Origin of the sequence: Microbacterium sp. SYP-A9085 (assembly GCF_009649635.1) — a bacterium.
GTDB lineage: Bacteria > Actinomycetota > Actinomycetes > Actinomycetales > Microbacteriaceae > Microbacterium.
In genome coordinates this window covers 19,584-38,507 of sequence record NZ_WJII01000004.1, presented here as the reverse complement: position 1 = coordinate 38,507, position 18,924 = coordinate 19,584, and the positions used below count along the sequence as shown (strand labels likewise).

The 18,924-nt window shown below is 71.4% G+C and carries 17 protein-coding genes; all 17 read right to left on the bottom strand.

Features of this window, described 5'->3' with window-relative positions; translation table 11 throughout:
- Nucleotides 1-17: 17 nt before the first annotated feature.
- On the bottom strand, nucleotides 18-1,202 hold the full coding sequence (locus GH740_RS09275; protein ID WP_172978343.1) for a low temperature requirement protein A: 1,185 nt from the start codon (nucleotides 1,200-1,202) through the stop codon (nucleotides 18-20).
- Nucleotides 1,203-1,302: 100 nt separating this feature from the next.
- On the bottom strand, nucleotides 1,303-2,751 hold the full coding sequence (gene pyk / locus GH740_RS09270; RefSeq protein ID WP_153745849.1) for a pyruvate kinase: 1,449 nt from the start codon (nucleotides 2,749-2,751) through the stop codon (nucleotides 1,303-1,305).
- A 61-nt stretch (nucleotides 2,752-2,812) separates the two neighbouring features.
- Entirely contained in the window at nucleotides 2,813-4,279 is a 1,467-nt protein-coding gene (locus tag GH740_RS09265; RefSeq protein ID WP_153745848.1) for a glutamate synthase subunit beta, read from the bottom strand.
- Nucleotides 4,272-8,846, bottom strand: a complete 4,575-nt coding sequence (gene gltB, locus GH740_RS09260; protein ID WP_153745847.1) for a glutamate synthase large subunit — start codon at nucleotides 8,844-8,846, stop codon at nucleotides 4,272-4,274. The genes GH740_RS09265 and gltB overlap by 8 nt, the downstream gene beginning before the upstream one ends.
- Nucleotides 8,847-8,922: 76 nt before the next feature.
- Complete coding sequence (lgt, locus tag GH740_RS09255) at nucleotides 8,923-9,915, bottom strand: prolipoprotein diacylglyceryl transferase (protein WP_153745846.1); 993 nt, start codon at nucleotides 9,913-9,915, stop codon at nucleotides 8,923-8,925.
- Between the two features lie 10 nt (nucleotides 9,916-9,925).
- The gene (gene trpA / locus GH740_RS09250; protein ID WP_153745845.1) at nucleotides 9,926-10,732 is read right to left on the bottom strand and encodes a tryptophan synthase subunit alpha; all 807 of its coding nucleotides are present in this window, start codon (nucleotides 10,730-10,732) and stop codon (nucleotides 9,926-9,928) included.
- The gene (trpB, locus tag GH740_RS09245) at nucleotides 10,729-11,940 is read right to left on the bottom strand and encodes a tryptophan synthase subunit beta (protein ID WP_153745844.1); all 1,212 of its coding nucleotides are present in this window, start codon (nucleotides 11,938-11,940) and stop codon (nucleotides 10,729-10,731) included. The genes trpA and trpB overlap by 4 nt, the downstream gene beginning before the upstream one ends.
- Nucleotides 11,937-12,725, bottom strand: coding sequence for an indole-3-glycerol phosphate synthase TrpC (trpC, locus tag GH740_RS09240; protein WP_153745843.1), 789 nt, complete (start codon nucleotides 12,723-12,725; stop codon nucleotides 11,937-11,939). The genes trpB and trpC overlap by 4 nt, the downstream gene beginning before the upstream one ends.
- A 2-nt stretch (nucleotides 12,726-12,727) precedes the next feature.
- Nucleotides 12,728-12,958, bottom strand: a complete 231-nt coding sequence (locus tag GH740_RS09235) for a DUF6704 family protein (RefSeq protein ID WP_153745842.1) — start codon at nucleotides 12,956-12,958, stop codon at nucleotides 12,728-12,730.
- 47 nt (nucleotides 12,959-13,005) lie between these two features.
- The gene (locus GH740_RS09230; protein ID WP_367641279.1) at nucleotides 13,006-13,602 is read right to left on the bottom strand and encodes a Trp biosynthesis-associated membrane protein; all 597 of its coding nucleotides are present in this window, start codon (nucleotides 13,600-13,602) and stop codon (nucleotides 13,006-13,008) included.
- Nucleotides 13,599-13,958, bottom strand: a complete 360-nt coding sequence (hisI, locus tag GH740_RS09225; RefSeq protein WP_153745841.1) for a phosphoribosyl-AMP cyclohydrolase — start codon at nucleotides 13,956-13,958, stop codon at nucleotides 13,599-13,601. The genes GH740_RS09230 and hisI overlap by 4 nt, the downstream gene beginning before the upstream one ends.
- Nucleotides 13,955-14,734 carry an imidazole glycerol phosphate synthase subunit HisF gene (gene hisF / locus GH740_RS09220; protein WP_153745840.1) on the bottom strand — a complete coding sequence of 260 codons (780 nt, stop codon included), beginning with the start codon at nucleotides 14,732-14,734 and terminating at the stop codon, nucleotides 13,955-13,957. The genes hisI and hisF overlap by 4 nt, the downstream gene beginning before the upstream one ends.
- On the bottom strand, nucleotides 14,734-15,573 hold the full coding sequence (gene hisG / locus GH740_RS09215; protein WP_153745839.1) for an ATP phosphoribosyltransferase: 840 nt from the start codon (nucleotides 15,571-15,573) through the stop codon (nucleotides 14,734-14,736). The genes hisF and hisG overlap by 1 nt, the downstream gene beginning before the upstream one ends.
- Nucleotides 15,574-15,614: 41 nt before the next feature.
- Nucleotides 15,615-15,878 (bottom strand): phosphoribosyl-ATP diphosphatase, encoded by a 264-nt coding sequence (locus tag GH740_RS09210; protein WP_367641276.1) that lies wholly within the window; start codon nucleotides 15,876-15,878, stop codon nucleotides 15,615-15,617.
- Nucleotides 15,879-15,933: 55 nt separating this feature from the next.
- Entirely contained in the window at nucleotides 15,934-16,602 is a 669-nt protein-coding gene (gene rpe, locus GH740_RS09205; protein ID WP_367641274.1) for a ribulose-phosphate 3-epimerase, read from the bottom strand.
- Nucleotides 16,603-16,640: 38 nt separating this feature from the next.
- Nucleotides 16,641-18,005, bottom strand: a complete 1,365-nt coding sequence (locus GH740_RS09200; RefSeq protein WP_367641272.1) for an RsmB/NOP family class I SAM-dependent RNA methyltransferase — start codon at nucleotides 18,003-18,005, stop codon at nucleotides 16,641-16,643.
- Entirely contained in the window at nucleotides 18,002-18,922 is a 921-nt protein-coding gene (gene fmt / locus GH740_RS09195; protein ID WP_153745837.1) for a methionyl-tRNA formyltransferase, read from the bottom strand. The genes GH740_RS09200 and fmt overlap by 4 nt, the downstream gene beginning before the upstream one ends.
- Between the last annotated feature and the right edge of the window lie 2 nt (nucleotides 18,923-18,924).

The window sequence follows — 18,924 nt, the reverse complement described above, 5'->3', positions numbered from 1 at the left end:
AGTCCCCGCGTCGGCGCTCAGACCTGACGTGCCCTCCGCACGGCCACCCGGTGCGCGTTCAGCGATACGGCCGTCGCGTAGAGCACGACGATGCAGGCGAGCGCGATCAGCACACCCACCGCCGACAACAGCGCACCGAGCGGCATCAGCACCCACGGCAGGACGACGCCCACCGGTGCCCACGGTGCGACGTCGCGCCACGGCGCTCCGTACCGCAGGGACTCCGCGACGCTGGCCACCGCGAACAGGCTCACCCCGGCCGCCAGGCAGATCAGTGCCCCAGGCGGCAGCACCTCCGGCGCGTCGGCGATAGCAGTGCCGACGCCGGCGGCCAGCATCACTATTCCCGAGATGAGCAGGAACGGGAGGTACATCACGGCGTCCCGCAGCGGCGCCAGGCGCCCCGCTGCCGCGAGGCGATGCAGCCCGCGCTCGACGGCGGCGGGCGCGAACGCGAAGAACGCCCACGCCAGGGCGACGACGGCGGTGAACCCGAGCGCCGCGGCGGCCATCGACGCGGCCGCCCAACGGCCGTCGAGGGCCGAGATCACCGACAGCAGCGCCTCGCCGAACGCGATGACGACCACGAGCGTCACCCGCTCGATCAGGTGATCGAGGTCCATGCGCTCCGCCAGCGGACCGCCGCGGCGTCCGAGCCCGCTCAGCAGCGCCACCTCCAAGCCGACGGCGACGGCCCACAGCACCGCACCGTACGGCATCGGCACCGGGATCGATCCGAGCCACAGCGCCGCCGGCACCAGGCAGTACACGACCGGCCGCCACCACGGCCGGCCCACCGCGCGGCGCTTGAGGCTCCACGGCACCATCCACACCAGCCGGATCAGCCCGTTGCCGAGCGCGAACGCCCAGGCCCGCTCGCCGAAGGCGCCGGGGGCGGCGACCGCCATCATCCCCACCAGCGCCATCGCCGCGAACACGCACGTCCAGATCGCCGGTGTCACCCGCGCGCCGAAGATGTTCATGGTGACGCTGACGTTCACCCATGCCCACCACACGACGGCCAGCAGAGCCGCCGTCGCAGCGAACCGCCACCCGTCCGGGTCGCCGTGCAGTCCGCGGGCGATCTGTCCGACCGCGGTGACGAGCACGAGGTCGAACAGCAGTTCGGCCCAGTGCACGCGGCGCCCGCCGGTGGGCGCCGCCGGGTGCTCGACTGCGGCGTCGTGACCGGCACTGGCCATCGCGTCCTCCCGTTGCTGCCGGATGACACCGCGAACATACACCGAAGACGACGAAGCGGGATGCCTCGACAAAGGCATCCCGCTGTTCCGCGCTGCGCGACTACCGGCCGTCGCGATAGATCGGTGCGGCGCCATGCACCGCGTCGCCCACCTTGTGGATGCGGATGTCGTTCGTCGAGCCGATGATCCCCGGAGGGGATCCCGAGATCACGACGACCTTGTCGCCCACCTGCGCGAGGTTCTTGCCCAGCAGGTACTCGTCCACCTGGATGAACATCCGGTCCGTGTGCGGCACGTGTTCGGCGAGGGTGGCATGGATGCCCCACGTCAGCGCCATCCGGCGACGGATGGCAGGATCTGGAGTGAACGCTATCATCGGCATCTTCGGGCGCAGCCGCGACATCCGCCGGGCCGTGTCGCCGGACTCCGTGAAGATGCACACGTACTTCACGTCGATGAACTCCGCGAGCTCGAGTGCCGCGGCGGTGATCGCGCCGCCCTGCGTGCGCGGCTTCGTGCCCAGCGGCAGGATCCGCTCCAGCCCGTGATCCTCGGTGGATGCGATGATGCGCGCCATCGTCTCGACCACCACCACGGGATACTCCCCCACGCTCGTCTCGCCGGACAGCATCACCGCGTCCGCACCGTCCAGCACCGCGTTGGCCACGTCGCTGGTCTCGGCGCGCGTGGGCACCGGACTGCTGATCATCGACTCCAGCATCTGCGTCGCGACGATGACCGGCTTGGCCATCCGGCGGCACAGCTCGACCGCGCGCTTCTGCACTATCGGCACCGCCTCCAGCGGCAGCTCCACGCCCAGGTCGCCACGGGCGACCATGATGCCGTCGAAAGCGTCGATGATCTCCTCGAGATGGTCCACGGCCTGCGGCTTCTCGATCTTCGCTATCACCGGGACGCGGCGGCCTTCCTCGGCCATGATCTCGTGGACGCGCTGCACGTCCTTCGCGTCGCGCACGAACGACAGCGCGATGATGTCGGCGCCGATGCGCAGTCCCCAGCGCAGGTCCGCCTCGTCCTTGTCGCTGAGCGCCGGGACGTTCACGGCGACTCCGGGCAGGTTGATGCCCTTGTTGTTGGACACCGCGCCGCCCACGACGACCTTCGTGGTCACGGTGGTGCCGTCGGTGTCCACGACCTGGACGCGGACCTTCCCGTCATCGATCAGCAGGAAGTCGCCGGCCAAGACATCCGCCGGCAGCCCCTTGAACGTCGTGGAGACGATCTCCTTCGTCCCCGGGATGTCGTCGGTGGTGATCTTGAACACGTCGCCGACGGCGAGGTCGTGCGGGCCGTCCGCGAAGCGGCCGAGCCGGATCTTCGGGCCCTGCAGGTCCACGAGCACGGCAACCGGGCGCCCAGCATCGTCGGCGGCCTTGCGCACGTTGGCGAAGTTGCTCTCGTGCACGGTGTAGTCGCCGTGGCTGAGGTTGAAGCGGGCGACGTCCACGCCGGCGTCGATGATGGCGCGAACCATCTCGTACGACGACGTGGCGGGTCCGAGGGTGGCGACGATTTTCGCGCGTCTCATTCCGAGCAGTTCTCCGGGGATTGGTTTGTGAGGGGTACTTGCAAAAGAGGCTCCAGCCAGACTACGCGGGCTGTACCCCGATCGCGACATCGGCGGGGGCCACGAACGCGGGCAGCGTCGTGCGTCCGGTCAGGTACGCGTCCACGTTCGCCGCGGCCGCCCGCCCTTCCGCGATGGCCCAGACGATGAGGGACTGGCCGCGGCCGGCATCCCCGGCCACGAACACGCCGGGAACGGTCGATTGGAAGTCCGGGGTGCGCTTGACGGAGTGCATCCGTGTGAAGCCGACGCCGAGCTGGCCGGCCGCTGTCTCCTGCTCGGCGCCGGTGAATCCCATCGCAATCAGGACCAGGTCGGCGGGGATCTCGTGCTCGCTGCCGGCGCGCGGAATCCGCCTGCCGTCCACGTACTCGGTCTCCGCGACCCGCAGGGCGCGGACGTGCTCGTCGTCGCCGGTCAGGAACTCGACGGTCGATGCCAGATACGAGCGCTCCCCGCCCTCCTCGTGCGAGGTCTGCACCTCGAACACGGCCGGCATCATCGGCCACGGCTGGTGCTCGGGCCGCTCCTCGGGCGGGCGCCGGCCGATCGCCAGGTTCGTCACGCTGCGCGCACCCTGCCGGTGGGCGGTGCCGATGCAGTCCGATCCGGTGTCGCCGCCGCCGATCACTATGACGTGCTTTCCCTCGGCCGTGATCTGGCCCGGAATCGCGTCGCCCGCAACGGCCCGGTTCGACTGTACGAGGTAGTCCATGGCGAAGTGGATGCCGTCGGCGTCGCGCCCCGGCAGCGACAGGTCCCGCGGGACGGTGGCGCCCGTGGCGATCACCACGGCGTCGTAGCGGGCGCTGAGCTGGTCCCACGTGATGTCGCGGCCGATCTCCACCCCGGTGCGGAAGATCGTGCCCTCACCGCGCAGCTGCGCCAGTCGCAGTTCCAGGACCGCCTTCTCCAGCTTGAAGTCCGGGATGCCGTAGCGCAGCAGCCCGCCGACCCGGTCGTCCCGCTCGAACACGGCCACGGTGTGGCCGGCGCGCGTGAGCTGTTGCGCGGCGGCGAGGCCCGCGGGCCCGGAGCCGACCACCGCGACGGTCTTGCCCGTGAGCCGCCCGGGCGGCTGGGGCCTGACCCAGCCGTGCGCGAAAGCCTCGTCGGCGATCGTCTGCTCGATGCGCTTGATCGTGACCGCGGGCTGGTTGATGCCGAGCACGCATGCGCTCTCGCAGGGCGCGGGGCACAGCCTGCCGGTCAGCTCCGGGAAGTTGTTCGTCGCGTGCAGCCGCTCGCTGGCGAAGGCCCATTGGTCGCGGCGGACGAGGTCGTTCCACTCCGGGATGAGATTGCCCAGCGGGCAGCCGCGGTGGCAGAACGGGACGCCGCAGTCCATGCAGCGCGACGCCTGCCGGGCGACCATGCCGGTGTCGGTCCGCTCATAGACCTCGTCGAAGTCCATGATGCGCACCGAGACCGGGCGACGCGGCGGCTGCTCGCGGTACGTGAGCTTCAGGAATCCGCGTGGATCAGCCATGGGTCGCCTCCAGGATGCGGTGCCAGGCGACGTCCCCGTCTGGGTCGAGGCCCTCGTCGATGGCGTCACGACGGGTGCGCAGGACCGCGGCGTAGTCGCGCGGAAGGATGCGGACGAACTCCCCGATCCGGGCCGGGAAGTCGGCGAGCAGCTCGGCGGCCAGCGCCGATCCCGTCTCCGCACGATGCCGCTCCAGCAGGTCGCGCAGGATCTCGGCGTCCGCGGATCCCAGCTCGTCCAGGAGAAGGTCGCCCTCGGCCTGCGCCTGTTGATTGACGTGCGCGGGATTCAGCCGGTGCACGTACGCGGTGCCGCCGGACATCCCGGCCCCCAGGTTGCGCCCGGTCGCCCCGAGGATCACCGCGAGACCGCCGGTCATGTACTCCAGCGCGTGGTCGCCCACGCCCTCGACCACCGCCGTCGCCCCGGAGTTGCGCACGAGGAACCGCTCCCCCACGACGCCGGAGATGAACATGGTCCCGCTCGTGGCGCCGTAGCCGATGACGTTGCCGGCGATCACGTTGCGGGCGGCGTCGAACGTGACGCCCTGCGGCGGCCGGATCACAATCTGCCCGCCGGACAGACCCTTGCCGACGTAGTCGTTCGCGTCGCCCTCCAGGCGCAGCGTGATCCCCGCCGGCAGGAACGCGCCCAGCGACTGACCCGCGGAGCCGGTCAGGTCGACCTCTATGGCGTCGGTGGGCAGGCCGTTCTCGCCGTGGGCCTTCGTGAGGTGGTGGCCGAGCATGGTGCCGACGGCGCGCTCGGTGTTGCGCACCGGCAGCGCGACGCGCACGTGCCCGCCGTGCGCGATCACGTCGCGGGCGCGCTCCAGCAGCTGCACGTCGAAGTGGGAGCCGAGGTCATGGTCCTGCTCGGTGCCGTGGCGGCGCGGGGCATCCGCCGGGAAGGCGGGGCCGACCAGGATCGGGCTGAGGTCCAGCCCATGGGCCTTGAAGTGGCCGACAGCGTCATCCACGTCCAGCAGCTCGTTGTGCCCGACCGCCTCCGCGATCGAGCGCAGCCCCAGCTCGGCGAGCAGCTCCCGGACCTCCTCCGCGATGAACTGCATGAACGTGACGACGAACTCGGCCTTGCCGGTGAAGCGCCCGCGCAGCAGCGGATCCTGCGTCGCCACCCCCACCGGACAGGTGTTGAGGTGGCACTTGCGCATCATGATGCATCCCGACACCACGAGCGGCGCGGTGGCGAAGCCGAACTCCTCCGCACCCAGGAGTGCGGCGACCAGGACGTCCCGGCCGGTCTTCAGCTGCCCGTCGGCCTGCACGACGACACGCTCTCGCATGCCGTTGAGCATCAGCGTCTGCTGCGTCTCGGCCAGGCCCAGCTCCCACGGTGTGCCGGCGTGCTTGAGCGAGTTCAGCGGGCTCGCGCCGGTGCCGCCGTCGTGCCCAGACACGAGGATGACGTCGGCCAGCGCCTTCGCGCAGCCGGCAGCGACCGCGCCGATCCCGGACTGGCTCACGAGCTTCACGTGGATCCGGGCGGCCGGATTGGCGTGCTTGAGGTCGAAGATCAGCTGCTTGAGGTCCTCGATCGAGTAGATGTCGTGGTGCGGCGGCGGCGAGATGAGTCCCACCCCTGCGGTCGCGTGCCGGGTGCGTGCTATCCAGGGGTACACCTTGTCGGCGGGCAGCTGCCCGCCTTCTCCGGGCTTCGCGCCCTGGGCGAGCTTTATCTGCAGGTCCTCCGCGTGCGTGAGGTACAGGCTCGTGACCCCGAACCGGCCGGACGCGACCTGCTTGATCGCGCTGCGGCGCTGCGGATCCAGGAGCCGGTCGACGTCCTCTCCGCCCTCACCCGTGTTCGACTTGCCGCCGATCGAGTTCATCGCTATCGCGAGCGTCTCGTGCGCCTCCCGGGAGATCGAGCCGTAGCTCATCGCGCCGGTGGAGAAGCGCTTGACGATCTCGCTGACCGGCTCCACCTCGTCCAGCGGGATCGGAGTGCGCCCGGCGGTACGCAGGCGGAACAGTCCGCGCAGCGTCTTCAGCTGCGCCGACTGGTCGTCGACGAGCCTCGTGTACTCGCGGAAGATGTCGTAGCGCCGCGTCCGGGTGGAGTGCTGCAGGCGGAAAACGGTCTCCGGGTTGAACAGGTGCGGGGGGCCGTTGCGCCGCCAGTGGTATTCGCCGCCGGTCCACAGCCGCTCGTGTGTGAGCGCGGCGTCGTCGGCGGGGTACGCGGCGTCGTGCCGGATCTGGTTCTCCGCCTCGACATCCTCCAGGGTGATGCCGCCGAGCTTGGACTCGGTGCCGGTGAAGAACTCGTCGATCAGTTCCTGCCCGAGGCCGATGGCCTCGAACACCTGCGCGCCGCAGTACGAGGACACCGTCGAGATGCCCATCTTGGACATGATCTTCAGGACGCCCTTGCCGAGCGCGTGGATCACATTGTCGACCGCCTGTTCGGTGGTGATCCCGGTGATGTCGCCCGAGCGCACGAGGTATTCCACGGTCTCCATGGCGAGGTACGGGTTGACGGCGGACGCGCCGTAGCCCAGCAGCATCGCGACGTGGTGCACTTCGCGGACGTCGCCGGCTTCGACGACGAGCCCCACCTTCATCCTGTTCTGCATGCGGATGAGGTGGTGGTGGACGGTGGATGTCAGCAGCAGCGACGGGATCGGGACGAGGTCCTTGTTCGAGTCCCGGTCGCTGAGCACGATGAACTCGGCGCCGTCGGCGATCGCCGCGTCGACCTCGGCGCAGATCTGCCGGAGCCGGATCCGCATGGTGCCGGGGCCGGCGTCGAAGTGGTACAGGCCGCGGATGGTGACGCTGGTGCGGCCCGGCATCGTGCGGCCGATGTTCTGGATCTTCGCGAGCTCGTCATTGTCGAGCACGGGGAAGTCGATAGTGATCTGCCGCGCGTGATCGGGACCCCACGCCAGCAGGTTGCGCTCGGGTCCGATGCCGGTCTGCAGGCTCGTCACCACGGACTCGCGGATCGAGTCCAGGGGCGGGTTCGTGACCTGCGCGAACTGCTGCGTGAAGTAGTCGAACAGCAGCCGCGGCCGCTCGCTGATCGCGGCGATCGGCGTGTCGGTGCCCATCGCGCTGATCGGCTCGGCACCGTTCTGCCCCATCGGGGTCAGGATCATGCCGACTTCCTCTTCGGTGTACCCGAACGTGCGCTGTCGGCGGGTGATCGAGGAGAACGGGTGCACTATGTGCTCGCGGTCCGGCAGCTCGCTCAGCGCCAGCTTCTGGCGCAGCCACAGCGCCCACGGCTCCTGCGCGGCCAGCTCCGCCTTGATCTCCTCGTCCTCGACGATGCGGCCCGCGGCGGTGTCCAGGAGGAACATCCGTCCGGGGCGCAGCCGACCGCGGCGCGCTATCCGCTCCGGCTCGATGTCCAGGACCCCGGTCTCGCTCGCTATCACCACGAGGCCGTCGGTGGTCTGCGTCCAGCGGCCCGGGCGCAGCCCGTTGCGGTCGAGGGTCGCGCCCACGAGCGTCCCGTCGGTGAAGATCATGGCCGCGGGGCCGTCCCACGGCTCCATCTGCAGCGCGTGGTACTCGTAGAAGGCCCGGAGGTCGGGGGCCATCTCGGGCTGGGACTCGTACGCCTCGGGCACCATCATCAGGATCGCGTGCGGCAGGCTGCGGCCGGTGAGGGTCAGCAGCTCGAGCACCTCGTCGAAGGACGCCGAATCGCTGGCGCCCACGGTGCAGATCGGCAGCAGCGGCTCGATCTCGCCGATCAGATCCGAGGACAGTTGCGACTGGCGCGCGCGGATCCAGTTGCGGTTGCCGCCTACGGTGTTGATCTCGCCGTTGTGGGCGAGCATCCGCAGCGGCTGTGCGAGCGGCCACGAGGGGAACGTGTTCGTGGAGTAGCGGGAGTGGACCACGGCCAGCTCGGACGCGAAGCGCTCGTCCTGCAGGTCCGGGTAGAACGGCTCCAGCTGGAGCGTGGTGACCATGCCCTTGTAGCCGAGGGTGCGGGCCGACAGGGAGACGAAATACGCGCCCAACTCATGCTGGGCGCGCTTGCGGACGCGGTACACGCGTCGATCGAGGTGCAGCCCGGAGATCGCCGGGGCGCCGCCGATGGCGGGGCGGGACAGGAACAGCTGCTCGAACGCGGGGCGCGCATCCAGGGCCAGCTTGCCCAGGTGTGCATCGTCGGTGGGCACCTCGCGCCAGCCGAGGACCTCCAGGCCCTCGCTGCGGGCGATCTCCTCGATGCCCGCCTTCTGCCCGGCGCGTGCGGAGGCGTCGCGCGGGAGGAACACCATGCCGGCCGCGTATTCGCCGACGGGTGGGAGCGCGAATCCGGTCACGGCCCGCAGGAACGCGTCCGGCATCTGGGTGAGGATCCCGGCCCCATCACCGGTGCCGGCGTCCGAGCCGACGGCGCCGCGGTGCTCGAGGTTGCGCAGCGCGGTCAGCGCCAGGTCGATGATGTCGTGACCTGCCTGCCCGCGCAGCGTGGCGACCATGGCCAGGCCGCAGGCGTCCTTCTCGAAGGCAGGGTTGTACAGCCCCTGCCGCGGTGGGAGCGAACCCCCTGCGGCGGGCTCGCGAACGGTCGCTGACATGATGCCGTCCTCACATGATGGTCAGGATGGGACGACGTCGGCCCAGGAGACGGAGCAGATCGAACCGGCCGCGGGCCTACTTCACCGCGGCGACGGTTGCGGGCTCGGCGTTCGTGGCGTCGGCCGCGGAATCTCCGTCGTCGTCAGGCTCGCTGATGTCGACGAAGTCAGGGGTGTTTCCCGATTGTACACGGCCGCCCCATTCGCGCCCGGGACGGTACGGGGACGGCTCGAGGCCGGGATGCCGCCGCTTCTGCACGATCATGATGACAACGCCGATCACGACGCCGAAGATCGCCGCCCACACGTTCGTGCGCAGGCCGAGGAACACGTCGCTGGGGTCGATGCGGATCGTCTCCCATACCACGCGGCCCGCGCTGTACCAGATGAGGTACAGGCCGAACAGGCGTCCCCATTGCATGCGGAAGCGCTGACCGGCCCACAGCAGCACGGCGGCTCCCAGCAGGTTCCAGATCATCTCGTACAAGAACGTGGGGTGGAACAGCGTCCCCGCCGCCAGGCCCGCCGGGAAGGCGGGATTGCTGGACTCGATCTGAAGACCCCACGGCAGCGTGGTCGGCAGGCCGAACAGCTCGTGGTTGAAGTAGTTGCCCAGGCGCCCCATCGCCTGCGCGATGATGATGCCGGGCGCGAGGGCATCCGCGAAGCTCCAGAACCGGACGCCGGTCCAGCGGCATCCGATCAGCGCGCCGATCGCGCCGCCGATCAGGGCGCCGTAGATGGCGATCCCGCCCTCCCAGATGTACAGGGCGGAGGCCGGGTTCTTACCGGGGCCGAAGTAGAACGAGTAGTGCGTGAGCACGTGATAGATGCGTGCGCAGATGATCGCGAGCGGCACCGCGACCAGGGAGATGTCGATCACGACCCACGGCTCGGCGCCGCGCCGGGTGAGCCGCCGATTCGTCATCAGCGCCGCCACGATGATGCCGGCGATGATGCACAGGGCGTAGAAGTGCACGCGCAGCGGCCCGAGGTCGATATAGCTGACGGAGGGGCTCGGGATGCTGGCGAGGACGCCGGTCAGTGCACCGGCGGGGGCGAACGTCATGCGTACGAGTCTAGGCGCTCGCCGAACCGCCGCTGAGCGCGGCGCCCGCGGCGAGGGTGCGGGCCGCGTCGCCGAGGCCGGCGATCCCCTCGTCGCGCAGGGCCCGCACCAGCGCGGTGCCGACGATGGCGCCGTCCGCGTACTCCAGCACGCCAGCAACGTGCGCGGCGGTGGAGATGCCGATCCCGACGCAGCAGTACCGGGCGCCCTGGGCGCGCAGGCGCGCGACGAGGGTCCTGGCGGCGGCGTCAAGCTCCGACCGCTCCCCGGTGATGCCCATCGTGGACACGGTGTAGACGAACCCGGTGGTCTTGCGCACGATCATCGCGAGGCGCTCGTCGCTCGAGGTCGGAGCAGCCAGGAAGATCCGGTCCAGCCCCGTCCGTTCGCTCGCGGCGATCCAGTCGGCGGCGGCGTCCGGGGTGATGTCCGGGGTGATCAGCCCCGCTCCCCCGGCGGCCTTCAGGTCGTCGGCGAACCTGTCGACGTCGTACTGAAGCACGAGGTTCCAGTACGCCATGATCAGCACCGGGACGCCGGTGCGATCGGTGATCTCCCGCACGACGGGGAACAGGTCGCGCAGGCGGAAGCCCGCCGACAGCGATGCCTGGGCCGCCTCCTGGATGACGGGCCCGTCCATGACCGGGTCCGAATACGGCGGGCCGAGCTCGATGATGTCGGCGCCGTTCTCGGCGAGCGTGACGGCGGCCTCGACGCTCGTGCGCAGATCCGGGTAGCCTGCGGGCAGATAGCCGACGAGCACGCCCCGTCCGGCCGCGTGTGCGGCATCGATCACAGCGGCGATCCTCGAGGTCATCCGGCGGCTCCTTCGTCGTAGAGGCCGAAGTAGCGCGCGGCCGTGTCCATGTCCTTGTCGCCGCGTCCGCTCAGAGACACCGCTATCACGGCGTCCGGGCCCAGCTCGCGGCCGAGGCGCAGCGCCCCGGCGAGGGCGTGCGCGGACTCGATCGCGGGGATAATGCCCTCGGTCTCGCTGAGCAGCCGCAGCGCCTGCATGGCCTCGTCGTCGGTGGCCGGAATGTACGTCGCCCGGCCGATCGCGGCGAGCCAGGCATGCTCCGGTCCGACGCCGGGGTAGTCGAGCCCTGCCGAGATCGAGTGCGACTCGATCGTCTGGCCGTCCTCGTCCTGCAGCACGTAGGTGCGGGCGCCGTGCAGCACGCCGGGGCGGCCGCGCTCGATGGATGCCGCGTGCCGTGGCGTGTCGACGCCGTCGCCGGCCGCCTCCACCCCGTACAGGGCCACGCCGTCGTCGTCGAGGAACGCGTCGAACATGCCGATCGCGTTGGAGCCTCCGCCCACGCACGCGACGACGGCGTCCGGCAGCCGGCCAATCTCGTCCAGCAGCTGCGCGCGCGCCTCCTCACCGATGATCTTCTGGAAGTCGCGGACCATCGCGGGGAACGGGTGCGGGCCCGCGGCGGTGCCGAAGATGTAATTCGTCGTCTCGACGCTCGCGACCCAGTCGCGGTACGCCTCGTTGATGGCATCCTTCAGCGTCCGCGAGCCCGTCGTCACGGGGATGACGTCGGCGCCCAGCAGCCGCATCCGGGCGACGTTCAGCGCCTGCCGCTGCGTGTCGATCTCGCCCATGTAGATCGTGCACTCGAAGCCGAACAAGGCTGCCGCCGTCGCGGTGGCCACGCCGTGCTGCCCCGCCCCGGTCTCCGCTATCACACGGGTCTTGCCCAGGCGCTTCGTGAGGAGCGCCTGGCCGAGCACGTTGTTGATCTTGTGCGATCCGGTGTGGTTGAGATCCTCGCGCTTGAGGAACACGCGCGCGCCGCCGGCGTGCGCGGCGAACCGCGGCACCTCGGTGAGCGCCGACGGGCGTCCCGCATACGTGTTCAGCAGGCGCGACAGCTCGGCGCCGAACGCGGGGTCGGCGATGGCGGTCTCGTACACGGCGGTGAGCTCGTCGATGGCGGCGATCAGCGACTCGGGCATGTACCGGCCGCCGAATTCGCCGAAGAACGGGCCTCGGGCCTCGCGCAGACTCGTCATGCGTCCTCCCTCGCGCCGGCGCCCAGGAACGAGCGCAGCGTCGCCACCGGGTCGCCGGTGACCAGCGCCTCGCCGATGAGCACGACATCGGCCCCGGCCGCCCGGTAGTGGGCGACGTCCGCGGGCGTGTGCACGGCCGACTCGGCCACCTTGACGGCTCCGGCGGGGATGGTGTCCGCGAGCCGGCCGAAAAGGTCGCGGTCCAGGTCGAATGTGGTCAGGTCGCGGGCGTTCACGCCGATCAGGTGCGCGCCGATGTCGGCGGCGCGGGCTATCTCGTCGGCCGAGTGGGTCTCGACCAGGGCCGTCATGCCGAGGTCGGCGATGAGCCGGTGCAGGCGGGTGAGCACGGGCTGCTCGAGGCCGGCCACGATCAGCAGCACGAGGTCCGCGCCGGACGCGCGCGCCTCGAGCACCTGGTACTCGGTCGCGATGAAGTCCTTGCGCAGCACCGGCAGGGACACGGCGGCCTTGGCGGCTTCCAGGTCGGCGAGGCTGCCCTTGAACCGGCGGCCCTCGGTGAGCACGGAGATGGCGCTCGCGCCGCCCTGTTCGTACCGGCGTGCCTGCAGCGCGGGGTCGGCGATAGCGGCGAGGTCGCCGCGGGAGGGGCTCGCGCGCTTGATCTCGGCGATCACCTTCACGTGGTCGGCGGGGGCCAGCGCTGACCGCGCATCGCGGGCGGGGACCTGCGCCAGGGCGGCCTTCTCCACGTCGGCGAGCGGCCGCCGCGCCTCACGCGCGCGCGCATCCTCCACTGCGCCGGCCGTGAGGTCGGCGAGCATGCTCAATGGTCTTTGGGCTGGTACTTCGGACCGTTGATGCCGTAGCCCGCCTTCGACAGCACCCATCCCACGATAAGTCCGACCACCACGACGCCCACGCACGCCCACACCAGCCAGGGCACGTCGAGGAAGAACGCCGTCGTGCCGACCGCTACCCCGATCAGCATGATGATCACGGCGGTCCACGCGGCCGGTGAGTGTCCGTGGCCGGGGTCGGCGATGGGGTTGCTCATGGGGCTCCTTCGTGTGCGGGCGCGACGGGCCGCGTCCGGGCTCAAGTCTAGCGGGGGTCTGGTTCGCCGGTGGGATCCTCGCCCCGGGACAGGTCGTCCCACGAGTCGACGGCGTCCAGCGGCCCGGCGGCGCGGGGCGCGGCATCCGTCCGGTACTTGCGGCCGGTGCTTCCCCACCGCCGCGCGGTGAAAAGGACCAGCACGGCAACCGCGCACAACACAGCCCACACGACCAGCGTGACGACCGGCCATGCCGTCGCGGTGATGCTCTGCACGAGGTCGGCGACGGCCGACGAGCCGGTGATGCCGGTGGCGTCGGTGACGGTGCGCGCGACGGCGGAGGTCGGATGGGCGAACACGACGTGCCCGGTCAGCACCGCCTGCACAGCGCCGATGACCAGTGCCAGTCCCCCGAATGCGTACCGGAGGACGACACCGACGATCGACAGGGCGGCGCCGAGCGCGAGCACGGCAAGGCTCAGCGGCGCGAGCACCGGGAGCGCGGCAGCACCGCTGACGACGAGGTCGTGCGCGGCCGATCCCGCCAGCTGAACGTGCAGCCACGTCTGCGTCGACGACATCACGCCGAGCGCCCCGCACAGCACTACGCCGAGGACGCTGAGCAGGCGGGCCCGGGCCGTCACGGGCGTCCGCCGATCACGGGGTCGAGGTCGTCGGCGTCGAAGCACGTGCGGTCTCCGGTGTGGCAGGCGGCGCCCACCTGCTGGACCGCGACGAGCACGGTGTCGCCGTCGCAGTCCAGCCGCACGCCGCGGACGAGCTGGATGTGGCCGGACGTGTCGCCCTTGCGCCAGTACTCCTGCCGGGACCGCGACCAGAACGTGACGCGTCCCTCGGTGAGCGTGCGGCGCAGCGCCTCGGCGTCCATCCAGCCGAGCATGAGCACTTCACGGGTGTCCCATTGCTGGATGATCGCCGGGACAAGTCCACGGTCGTCGAACGCCACGCGGGCGATGCCGTCGTCGGGTGACGCGCTCATTGTGCCTTCTCCGTCCCGCGCACCGGGACGCCATCGGCTGCCAGCGCGCGCTTCACGTCGTCGATCGTGAGCTGCCCGGAGTGGAACACCGAGGCTGCCAGCACCGCGTCCGCCCCCGCCCGCACGGCCGGCGGGAAGTGCTCCGGTGCGCCGGCGCCGCCGGAGGCGATCACCGGGACCGAGGACACTTCGCGCATTAGCGTGATCAGATCCAGGTCGAAGCCCTGCTTCGTGCCGTCGGCGTCGATCGAGTTCACGAGCAGCTCGCCGGCGCCGCGCTCGATGGCCTCACGGGCCCAGTCCAGCGCGTCCAGCGCCGTCTCCACCCGCCCGCCGTGCGTGGTCACGGCGAAGCCGGAGGCGGCGGATGCCGAGCGCTTCACGTCGAGCGAGAGCACGAGCACCTGCGCCCCGAACCTGTCCGCAATCTCGTCGATCAACGCCGGACGCGCGATGGCGGCGGAGTTCACCCCGGCCTTGTCCGCGCCGACGCCGAGCAGGCGGGCCACGTCGTCGGAGGAGCGGACTCCGCCGCCCACGGTGAGCGGGATGAACACCTCCTCCGCGGTGCGCCGCACGACGTCGTATGTCGTGGCGCGGTCGTCGACGGTGGCCGTCACGTCGAGGAACGTCAGCTCGTCGGCGCCCTGGTCGAAGTACACCCGCGCGAGTTCGACCGGGTCGCCCATGTCGCGCAGGTTCTGGAAGTTGACGCCCTTCACGACCCGGCCGGCGGCGACATCCAGGCACGGGATCACCCGGCACGCCAGCGGCATCACAGCCTCGCGGCGTGGATGGCGGTGACAAGGATCGCTCGGGCGCCGAGCGCGTACAGGCTGTCCATCACGTTGTTCACGGACCGGCGCGGGCTCATGATCCGCACGGCAACCCACTCGGGGTCGCGCAGCGGCGAGATCGTCGGGGACTCGATGCCGGGAGCCAGAGCGACGGCCTGGTCGACGAGGTTCGCGGGCAGGTCGTAGTCGATGAGGACGTACCGGCGGGCGACCATCACGCCGCGCAGCCGCCGCAGCAGCGTCTGTGTGCCGTCGGCGTCGCGGGGGCCGGCGATGAGGACGGCCTCGGACTGCAGCATGACCGGTCCGAACACCTCCAGTCCCGCCTGGCGCAGCGTCGTCCCCGTCGAGACGACGTCGGCGACGGCATCCGCGACGCCCAGCCCGACGGCGGACTCCACGGCCCCGTCCAGCGGTACGAGGTCGACGGCGACGCCCTGCTCATCGAGGTACGCGTCCACGAGTCCCGGGTAGGCGGTGGCCACGCGCACGCCGTCGAGATCGGCGACGCTCTGGAAGCGGCCGGGAGGACCCGCGAACCGGAACGTCGAGTCGCCGAACCCGAGCGCCTCGACCTCGCGGGCGCGGGCGCGGGCGTCCAACAGCAGGTCGCGGCCGGTGATGCCGACATCCAGCGCCCCGGAGCCCACGTATGTGGCGATGTCGCGGGGGCGCAGGTAGAAGAACTCGACGTCGTTGCCGGGGTCGATGACGTGCAGGTCCTTGGGGTCGCGGCGGCCGGTGTATCCGGCCTCCGCCAGCATCTCCGCGGCCGTTTCGGCCAGCGAGCCCTTGTTGGGCACGGCGATTCGCAGCATGGGTGTCTTCCTGGTCGATTCTGGGGACGGTGAGGACGACATCACAGATGTCGGTATACGTCCTGAAGCGACAGTCCCTTCGCGAGCATCATGACCTGGAGGTGGTACAGCAGCTGGGAGATCTCTTCGGCGGCGGCGTCGGTCGTCTCATATTCGGCGGCCATCCACACCTCGGCGGCCTCTTCGACGATCTTCTTCCCGATCGCATGGATGCCGGCGTCCAGCTCCGCGACGGTGCCGGAGTCGGCAGGACGGGCCGCCGCCTTCTCGGACAGTTCTGCGAACAGGGAGTCGAACGTCTTCACTCTGCAAGGGTACCGAACCGGCGCCGTCACCCGGACCGCGTGACGGCGGCCCCGGTCAGTGCGTGTGCGCGGCGGCGAGCTTGCGGAGGGCCGCGATGGCCCGGTCGGGGTCGTCGGCGCCGAACACCGCGGAGCCCGCCACGAACGTGTCGGCGCCGGCGTCGGCGGCCTGCGCGATGGTGTCCGGACTTATCCCGCCGTCCACCTGCAGCCACACGGACGACCCGCGCCGGCGGGCCTCGTCGGACAGGCGCCGGAGCTTGGGCATCGTCTCGGGCATGAACGACTGACCGCCGAACCCCGGTTCGACGGTCATCACGAGGATCTGGTCGACGTCGTCGAGGATGTCGAACAGCGACTCGACCGGGGTCATCGGCTTGACCGCGATCCCCGCCCGCGCGCCGATGGCGCGCAGCCGGCGGGCGAGAGCGACGGGCTCGTTCGCCGCCTCGAGGTGGAACGTCACGGACGCCGCCCCGAGCTCGGCGTACCCGGGCGCCCACCGGTCCGGGTCGTCGATCATCAGGTGCACGTCCAGCGGAACCGGGCTGGTGGCCTGGATACGCTCCACCATCTGCGGGCCGAATGTGAGGTTCGGCACGAAATGGTTGTCCATCACGTCGACGTGGACGAAGTCCGCGCCCCCGATGCGGGCGAGCTCGGCCCTCATGTCGGCGAAGTCGGCGGCGAGGATGCTGGGGTTGATGCGCGGCGCGTCGGACACGTCCCCATTATGTCGGGCGGATCCGGGCCGCGCGGCCGTCAGCGGACGCGGCGCAGCAGCGTGATCGCCATCGCGTCGGTGCCGTGCCGGTGCGGCCACAGTTGCGCGCGCCCCGACCCGCTCGCCGGGACGGCGAGATCCAGGCGGGTGCGGGACACGGCCTGCACGACAGCGCGGGCGTCCAGCTCCGCCACCCGGTCGCCGAACGTGCGGGTCACCTCGGCGACGACCCCGGCGGTCTCGGCCAGGTGCGGCGAGCAGGTGACGTACGCGACGACGCCGCCGGGGCGCACGGCGTCCAGGGCGGCCGTCAGCAAGTCGGTCTGCAGCGCGGTCAGCGCCGGCACGTCGGCGGGCGTCTTGCGCCAGCGGGCCTCCGGGCGGCGGCGCAGCGCACCCAGCCCGGTGCACGGCGCGTCCACAAGGATCCGGTCGTACCCGCCGGATGCCGCGCGCAGGCGGCCGTCCTCCTCGGACACCGGAACGTCCAGCGGCACCGCGGCGAGGGCACGGCGCACGAGTCCCGCACGGGCGGGCACCGGCTCGTTCGCCTCGAGCCGCGCGCCGTGCGCGAGGGCCTCCGCGGCGAGGATCGCGGTCTTCCCGCCGGGTCCGGCGCACAGATCCAGCCAGCGCTCCCCCGCCGTGACCGGCAGCGCGCGCGTGAGGGCGAGCGCCGCCAGCTGCGATCCCTCGTCCTGCACGCGCAGTCGGCCGCCCGACGCCCGGATGAGCGGCTCCGGGTCACCGGAGCCGGGGACGAACCCGAACGGGGAGTAGGGCGTGCGCGGGGCCCCATCGGGGAGGGCGATCAGTCCCGGGAGGGCGGCCATCGTGACGTGGGGGGCCGCGTTGTCGGCCTGCAGCAGGGCGTCCAGCTCGTCCTTGCGGTCCTCGGCGGCCAGCGCCCGTCGCAAGGCACGGATGATCCAGACCGGATGCGCGGTGCGCAGCGACAGCCGCTCGTCGTCGGATCGCGCACTCTGCTCGATGCGGGCCAGCCACTGTCCGGGCGTGTCGCGTGACACGCGGCGCAGCACCGCGTTGGCGAATCCCGCGGCGGGTCGGCCGGCGCTCGTGCGCACCTGCTGCACTGTCTCGTTGACGGCGGCGTGCGACGCTATCCGCGTGGACATCAGCTGGTGCACGCCCAGGCGCAGCGCGTCCAGGACCTGCGGGTCGATCTCGGCGACCGGGCGGTCGGCGGCGGCCGCCACGACGGCGTCATACGTCCCCTGGCGGCGCAGCGTCCCATACGTCAGCTCGGTGGCCAGCGCCGCGTCGGCCGGCGCGAGACCCGCACGCTCGATCATCCGCGGCAGCAGCAGGTTCGCGTAGGCGTCGTCCGCGCGGACGGCGCGCAGGACGTCGTACGCGACGTCCCGGGCCGTGGTGCCGGTCACGACCCCGCCACCGGCTCGTCGGCGCGCAGCCCCCGCCACCAGTCCGCGGCGGACATCGCGCTGCGGCCGGCCGGCTGCACGCGCTCGACGACGACGGGCTCGGTGCCGGTGCCGATCAGGATGTCGCCGCCGTCCTCGGCGATGCGTCCGGGCGCGAGCGGGACGTCTCGGTCCCCCGCGCGCAGCACGAGGATCTTCAGCCGCGCGCCGTCCACTGTCGTGAACGCCCCCGGCTCGGGGGTCGTGCCCTGCCAGCGCGCGAGGACCCGCTCCAGGGGCTCCTCCCAGCGCAGGCGGCCGTCCTCGAGCGTCAGCTTGGGCGCGGATGTCGGCGCGCCGGTCTGCGGCCGCGGCACGGCGGTGCCGTCGGCGATGGCGTCGACGACGTCGGCGAGCAGGTAGCCGCCGCGGTGGGCGAGAGCGTCGAGGACGTCGGCGGCGGTGGCCTGCCCCGGCACGTCGTACCGCACCTCGCCGAGCACGTCGCCGGCGTCCAGCTCCCGTACCAGCCGGAACACCGTCGCACCGGTCGTCTGATCGCCGGCGATGAGGGCGCGCTGCACGGGGGCGGCGCCCCGCCAGCGCGGCAGCAGCGAGAAGTGCAGGTTCACCCAGCCGTGCGCGGGCGCGGACAGCAGGGGCTCGCGGACCAGGCCCCCGTATGCGACCACGACGCCGAGGTCGGGAGCGTGCTGCTGCACCACCGCGGTGGCCGCGTCACCCAGCGTCGCGGTCTTCAGGATCGGCAGCCCGAGGTCCTCGGCCGCGGCCGCCACCGGGGATGGTGTGAGCACGCGCCGGCGGCCCTGCGGGGCGTCGGGGCGGGTGAGCACCGCGACGATCTCGTGGCGGGATGCCGCGAGGCGGCGCAGGGATGGGACGGCGGCGGCGGGGGTGCCGGCGAACACGAGACGCATGG

Excerpts from the sequence above, each read along its gene's own strand:
- GH740_RS09275 (WP_172978343.1), bottom strand. The coding sequence starts at position 1,202 with ATGGCCAGTGCCGGTCACGACGCCGCAGTCGAGCACCCGGCGGCGCCC.
- pyk (WP_153745849.1), bottom strand. The coding sequence starts at position 2,751 with ATGAGACGCGCGAAAATCGTCGCCACCCTCGGACCCGCCACGTCGTCG.
- GH740_RS09265 (WP_153745848.1), bottom strand. The coding sequence starts at position 4,279 with ATGGCTGATCCACGCGGATTCCTGAAGCTCACGTACCGCGAGCAGCCG.
- gltB (WP_153745847.1), bottom strand. The coding sequence starts at position 8,846 with ATGTCAGCGACCGTTCGCGAGCCCGCCGCAGGGGGTTCGCTCCCACCG.
- lgt (WP_153745846.1), bottom strand. The coding sequence starts at position 9,915 with ATGACGTTCGCCCCCGCCGGTGCACTGACCGGCGTCCTCGCCAGCATC.
- trpA (WP_153745845.1), bottom strand. The coding sequence starts at position 10,732 with ATGACCTCGAGGATCGCCGCTGTGATCGATGCCGCACACGCGGCCGGA.
- trpB (WP_153745844.1), bottom strand. The coding sequence starts at position 11,940 with ATGACGAGTCTGCGCGAGGCCCGAGGCCCGTTCTTCGGCGAATTCGGC.
- trpC (WP_153745843.1), bottom strand. The coding sequence starts at position 12,725 with ATGCTCGCCGACCTCACGGCCGGCGCAGTGGAGGATGCGCGCGCGCGT.
- GH740_RS09235 (WP_153745842.1), bottom strand. The coding sequence starts at position 12,958 with ATGAGCAACCCCATCGCCGACCCCGGCCACGGACACTCACCGGCCGCG.
- hisI (WP_153745841.1), bottom strand. The coding sequence starts at position 13,958 with ATGAGCGCGTCACCCGACGACGGCATCGCCCGCGTGGCGTTCGACGAC.
- hisF (WP_153745840.1), bottom strand. The coding sequence starts at position 14,734 with ATGCCGCTGGCGTGCCGGGTGATCCCGTGCCTGGATGTCGCCGCCGGC.
- hisG (WP_153745839.1), bottom strand. The coding sequence starts at position 15,573 with ATGCTGCGAATCGCCGTGCCCAACAAGGGCTCGCTGGCCGAAACGGCC.
- fmt (WP_153745837.1), bottom strand. The coding sequence starts at position 18,922 with ATGCGTCTCGTGTTCGCCGGCACCCCCGCCGCCGCCGTCCCATCCCTG.